Consider the following 5381-nt stretch of genomic DNA (forward strand, 5'->3'; position numbering starts at 1 on the left):
GGAGCCGCGGCGAGGGTGTTATGCCGAGCCAATCGCCTAAGGCTTCTAACGGGGCTGGCGGCGCTGCCGCTACCTCAAATCTCACAAAAGTGCTTCGCAAGCCAAGCCGAGAACGTAATTCCGCGGCACTTAAACGCAAGTCGCCCTGCGGGCCACGCACCAACACTTCGGTAAGCCGGCCGGTGCTTGTGGTTTTTAACGGCAAGATGCTGTCTACCCCACCGGTTTCACGAAAAGAGTTGAGCAAGGCGGCGGCATCAAATTGTTTAGTCCAGCGAAATACAGGGCTGTCTTGGTCGTAGTCGGCCACGCTTTTGAGATAAGGCACCTGGCGCGGCCACACCTCACCGCTGTTTTCGGTGCGACCGCCACTGCTGCTGTGAAAAACCGCATCAATAATCCTCTTCGCGTGGGTGAGCACCAGGCTGCGGGTGCTTGCAACCGCTTCTCGGGTGCTGTCGGTTTCCGATTCCAAGCCGCGATACACCTGGCTGCTCACAGTTGCCTTGAGGTCGTAATTGGCCTCCGGGCGCAATTGGCGCAAGGCGTAGCTGCGGGCTGCCACGCTCTGCACCCGCAGTGCCTCTTGGGGCCACTGGTGCGGCATTTCCGCCCCCACAACGCTAGGTAGGTAGCTCTCAATCCCCAAGCGATTTATCGCTTGGATCCGGCCCCTGTGCAGCAGCAATTGCAATCGACCGCGATAGCGCCGTTGCTGTAACCAAAGGCTGCCATTTGGCGATTCAGGGCTGATCCAAAGTTCTGCAATAGCGCCTGATGGCAGGCCAGAGATCTCAGCGCCCTCTGCCCTCAAGGTGAGGCCTCCGGCAACAGCAGCCAGGCTGCGTCCATTGGCGGCTTGCAACAGCAAACGCCCCTCCACAGGCGCCACCCGCAGGGCGGTGCCCTCTTCCACCAACACCCGCACCTCTGGTTCTCTGGCTAACGCCAGAGGGAACAGCAGAGCAATTATTAGGGGAAAATTCCACACCATTTGAATGGGCAGTAGCGCTTTGCCGTGGCACCATCAAAGCCGGCGCCAACTGATTACGCCATTGCAAATAACTTTTCTAGGCACTAGTTCCGGCGTTCCAACCCGGAGCCGCAATGTTTCTTCAGTGGCGGTGCGGCTACCTCAGCGCTCCGATCTGTGGTTACTCGATTGCGGCGAAGGCACCCAGCACCAGTTTTTACGCAGCAACTTACGGGTTTCGCAATTGCGGCGCATTTTCGTAACCCATATGCACGGCGACCACGTATTCGGTTTACCTGGGCTGCTAGCAAGCCTTGGTATGGCAGGGAATTGCCCAGGGGTAGACCTCTACGGCCCTGCGCCCCTAGAAGCATTTGTACTGGGAGCGCTGCAACATTCTTCAACGCGGATTGGCTATCCGCTGCGTTTTCACAGGGTGGAAGCGGCCGCCAGCAGTGGTGCGGTTTTACTACGCGACGGGGAATTCACGGTGCATTGCTCGCCCCTCATCCATCGCATCCCCGCTTTTGGTTATCGGATCCAAGAAAAGGAACGTGCCGGCCGCTTCAATATTGAGCAAGCCAAAGCCCTGCAACTGCCCCCAGGGCCCCTATTTGCGCGGCTTAAGGCAGGCGAAACCGTAACTCTTGAAGATGGCCGCGAAATTCGAGGTTCAGATCTTTGCGGCCCAACTCAGCCAGGGGTGTCTATGGCTTATTGCACCGACACTGTTTTTAGCGAAGCAGCGATACAGCTTGCCCGTGGTGTGGATCTTTTAATCCATGAATCCACCTTTTCCCATGGCGATGCAGAGATGGCCTATCAGCGTCAACACTCCACCAGCACCATGGCGGCTCAAACCGCGGCTGAGGCGGGTGTATTTCAACTAGCCCTCACCCATCTGAGCCCCCGCTACGCACCGGGTAATCAGGAAACTTCAGAGGATTTGCTCAAGGAAGCGCGGGCAATTTTTCAAAACACCTTGCTTGCTAAAGACTTCTTAACTCTCGAATTAAGTCCTGGGGCCTGCAACAGTGTGTGAGACACAAGGCCCTTAAGCGCCGGAGGAGTGGTTTTGCGTGATACAAAAGCTCAGGAGTCCGTAACGTTGCACGCTTCCTCCATGCATAAAGTTTTTCAGGGTTTGCAGCGCCTAGCTGCTTTGCTGTTGCTGCCCATTGTTTTATTGCTGATGCCCAGCACTGTTGGGGCCTTGCAATGGGATGCCGCAACCCTCACCGTGCCCGCTGATCCGAGCGGCACTCTGATCACCTTCAGCGAATCTGAGATCAAATCAGGTCGCAAAGTGTTTAACACCAGCTGTGGCACATGCCATGCCGGCGGGATTACAAAAACCAACCAAAACGTTGGCCTCGATCCGGAAACTCTCGCCCTTGCTACCCCGCCTAGGGATTCTGTTGAGGCGTTGGTCGACTACATGAAAGATCCCACCTCTTACGACGGTGAGATGTCGATTTCCGATCTGCATCCAAGCCTCAGAAGCGCTGATGTATTTGTTCAGATGCGCAATCTCAGCGACGAAGACCTGCGTCGCATGGCGGGATACATCCTTGTTGCACCAAAAGTGCAGGGGCTTCAGTGGGGCGGTGGCAAGATCTATTTCTGATCGCTGATTTCTCTGCGGCTGTACCACCATTCCTGCAATTCAGGGCTCAATCTTTCCGCAAATAAAGTGAGCACCGCTGTGCTGGAACGCAGCCCTGGCTGCAAAAGTTCTACTGCGTAGGTAGGGCAGCGCCGCGCCGCTAAATCAGGAACAAGCCGTTTACCCACCCGTCTCCAGCTGGGTTCCTTAGTGCGCCATTGCAGCCTGCAACAGGGCCAGGGCAATTCCTCTCGATCAAATAATCGGCAGCAGGGGCCCAGCACCCGAAAGGTATACATCCCACCAGGACTCGGCTGCTCACTGCCATTGGGCAGCAAACGGTCGTGGCTTGGGATTAATGGTGCAGGCACGAAAGCGGTTCAATCGCAAAAGGGCTAAAAAAAAGCCACCCCCTCAGGGGTGGCATAAAAATAAAAACTCAGGAACTCAGTAGAGCTCTTCTTCTGAATGGGTTTTGATTGTGCAATCGCTGGTGGGATAAGCCACACATGTGAGAACAAAACCTGCTTCGATTTGATCGTCGTCTAAGAAGCTTTGATCGCTTTGGTCGACGGTGCCAGCGGTGATCTTGCCTGCACATGTTGAACATGCACCGGCGCGACAGGAATAAGGAAGATCGATGCCCTGTTCCTCGGCTGCGTCGAGGATGTATTGATCATCGGGCACTTCAATGGTTTTGTTTAGGCCCTCGCTTTCGTTAACGAGAGTGACCTTGTAAGACGCCATGGCAGTGATGGTTGCTCAGGTCCACGGCGAACCGGGCCTGTAGGGGCTCGACCTTTGTACACCTATCTGAAGGCCATGGTGGCAACAAACCGAGAAGGCCAATGGTTGAACCAACTTGTATAAGCAAAATTTATCTAACAAAACACCGTTAACGGGTGATTTCTAGCAGTGCCCAACGGGATTGTTCAGCCGCCAAGCGGCATTGCCAGCCCATTGAAGTGAGTTGATCAGCCAAGGGCTCCACCTGTTCCACCAAGAGGCCGCTCAGCAAACCCACGCCGTTAACGGCAAGCAATTTCTCGAACCACGGCGCCAGTTCCGCCAGCACCGGAGCAAGGATGTTGCAAAGCAACACCTGGGCACTTCGCTGGCCCAGCAACTCCTTAAGTTCTTGGGCTGAACCCAATCGAGCCTGGAGCCGCTGCTCCATGCCGTTCAGGGCAGCGTTAGATGCGCTGGCAAGTATTGCCAGGCTGTCGGTGTCGCTTGCTACCACAGCTTCTGCTCCTAGGGCCAGGGCTGCTATGCCGAGGATGCCGCTACCGCAGCCCAGATCTGCCACCAAAGCGCCCGCTAAGGGGATGCGCTCCAAGCTTTCCATGCAAAGCCGAGTAGTGGGATGGCTACCGGTGCCAAAGGCACTGCCTGGATCCAGCAGCAGCACTTCACGGTTGCGGAATTCTTCAGGGCATTGCAGCCAAGCGGGCAAAATTAGAAGCTTTTCACCCACAGGATCCGGGGCCCAGTGCTGTTTCCAGCTATGGCTCCAATCTTCCTCGGGCTGTTGTTGCCAACTCAATTGAGGCAATTCCAAGCCAAAAGGTTCAGCAAGGGCACATAAGGCCTGCTCAAGACTTTTGCGCTCGCTTGCTGGCCAATCCGCCGCCGGCAGCCAGGCCAGCAGGGTGCGATGGCCTGGCTGATCTGGCTTGAATTTAACCGCCACCCTGGAAATACCCAGGGTTTCCAAGCGCCAAATCAATGATTCCTCTAGGTCACCAGAAGGATCAATTTCCAGCCGCCACCAGCTGGAGGTGGGGGAAATTGTCATCGTTTAAAGGGTTACGGGATGGGCTTCTTGAATGCCATTAATTGCGTAGATGCTTGTTAGCAGGCTGGGGGGGATTGGATCATCAAGGCTGAGCACCATCACCGCATCACCCCGCACGATGCGCCTACCAACCTGCATCGAGGCGATATTCACATTGTGCTCACCGAGCAGGGAGCCGAGGTGGCCAATGATGCCAGGCATGTCCCGGTGGCGGGTAAACAGCATGTGCCGGCTGGGGGGCACATTGAGAGGAAATTCATCAATGCTCGTAACACGCAGTTCCCCATCGGCAAACACCGCACCGGTAACGGTGTGGCTGCCCTGGGAATTGCGGCAGGAAAGCTGCAAGGAGCCGCCTGCAAAATCACGGCTGGCATCATCTTTGATCTCCAGCACATGAATGCCACGACCCTTCGCCTCTAGGGCTGCATTCACGTAATTGATTTTATCGCCCAAGGCCGAGCTCAATAGGCCCTTGAGGGCTGCCACCACCAAGGGTTGGCTTGGATGTTCAGCAAATTCACCCTGCAGCCGCACCTCTAATTCCTGCACCGAACCCCGAGATAGCTGGCTTAGCAACAAGCCAAGGGTTTCCGCCAGCTGCAGATGGGGCTTGAGCTTTTCCATTACCTCAGGGGTGAGGCCGGGGATGTTTACAGCGCTGCGGGCAGGTAAGCCAAGTAGTACATCACGAATTTGTTCTGCCACATCCACAGCCACATTTACCTGGGCTTCTTCTGTGGAAGCGCCGAGATGGGGGGTGAGAATCAGCCGCTCGCCAACACTGCGCAAGGGGGAATCCGCCTCCAGTGGTTCTTTGGCATACACATCCAAAGCAGCGCCAGCAATTACCCCATTTTTCAATGCCTCAGCAAGGTCTGCCTCAGCAATAATTCCACCGCGGGCGCAATTAACCAACCGGGCGGTGGGCTTCATTTTGGCCAGCAAAGCTGCATTAACCAAATTTTCGGTTTCAGCGGTGCGGGGCAGGTGCAGGGTGATGT

At 55.8% G+C, this 5381-nt stretch carries 7 protein-coding genes; 2 read left to right on the top strand and 5 right to left on the bottom strand.

From position 1 onward, the window contains the following. Window positions 1-994, bottom strand: a 994-nt coding sequence (locus tag KB557_RS08615) for a SpoIID/LytB domain-containing protein (protein WP_255133275.1), incomplete at its 3' end; no start/stop codon positions are given. 61 nt (window positions 995-1055) lie between these two features. Here KB557_RS08615 and rnz point away from each other — a divergent pair. Both rnz and psbV read left to right on the top strand, forming a co-directional pair. Next, window positions 1056-2015, top strand: a complete 960-nt coding sequence (gene rnz / locus KB557_RS08620; protein ID WP_255133286.1) for a ribonuclease Z — start codon at window positions 1056-1058, stop codon at window positions 2013-2015. A gap of 81 nt (window positions 2016-2096) precedes the next feature. Beyond that, on the top strand, window positions 2097-2600 hold the full coding sequence (gene psbV, locus KB557_RS08625) for a photosystem II cytochrome c-550 (protein ID WP_255133277.1): 504 nt from the start codon (window positions 2097-2099) through the stop codon (window positions 2598-2600). Here psbV and KB557_RS08630 read toward each other — a convergent pair. The 4 genes from KB557_RS08630 to KB557_RS08645 form a co-directional block, all read right to left on the bottom strand. Continuing rightward, window positions 2591-2878 carry a hypothetical protein gene (locus KB557_RS08630; RefSeq protein ID WP_255133288.1) on the bottom strand — a complete coding sequence of 96 codons (288 nt, stop codon included), beginning with the start codon at window positions 2876-2878 and terminating at the stop codon, window positions 2591-2593. The genes psbV and KB557_RS08630 overlap by 10 nt on opposite strands. A gap of 148 nt (window positions 2879-3026) precedes the next feature. Next, window positions 3027-3326, bottom strand: coding sequence for a ferredoxin (locus tag KB557_RS08635; RefSeq protein ID WP_181466258.1), 300 nt, complete (start codon window positions 3324-3326; stop codon window positions 3027-3029). A gap of 148 nt (window positions 3327-3474) precedes the next feature. Then, window positions 3475-4377 carry a 50S ribosomal protein L11 methyltransferase gene (prmA, locus tag KB557_RS08640; RefSeq protein ID WP_255133282.1) on the bottom strand — a complete coding sequence of 301 codons (903 nt, stop codon included), beginning with the start codon at window positions 4375-4377 and terminating at the stop codon, window positions 3475-3477. A gap of 3 nt (window positions 4378-4380) precedes the next feature. Then, the coding region (locus KB557_RS08645; RefSeq protein WP_255133284.1) for an NAD(P)-dependent oxidoreductase at window positions 4381-5381 on the bottom strand (1001 nt) is incomplete at its 5' end.

It is taken from the genome of Synechococcus sp. Cruz CV12-2-Slac-r, from assembly GCF_024346075.1.
In the GTDB taxonomy this organism is placed as follows: Bacteria; Cyanobacteriota; Cyanobacteriia; order PCC-6307; family Cyanobiaceae; genus Synechococcus_D.

Excerpts from the sequence above, each read along its gene's own strand:
- psbV (WP_255133277.1), top strand. The coding sequence starts at position 2,097 with ATGCATAAAGTTTTTCAGGGTTTGCAGCGCCTAGCTGCTTTGCTGTTG.
- KB557_RS08630 (WP_255133288.1), bottom strand. The coding sequence starts at position 2,878 with ATGTATACCTTTCGGGTGCTGGGCCCCTGCTGCCGATTATTTGATCGA.
- KB557_RS08635 (WP_181466258.1), bottom strand. The coding sequence starts at position 3,326 with ATGGCGTCTTACAAGGTCACTCTCGTTAACGAAAGCGAGGGCCTAAAC.
- prmA (WP_255133282.1), bottom strand. The coding sequence starts at position 4,377 with ATGACAATTTCCCCCACCTCCAGCTGGTGGCGGCTGGAAATTGATCCT.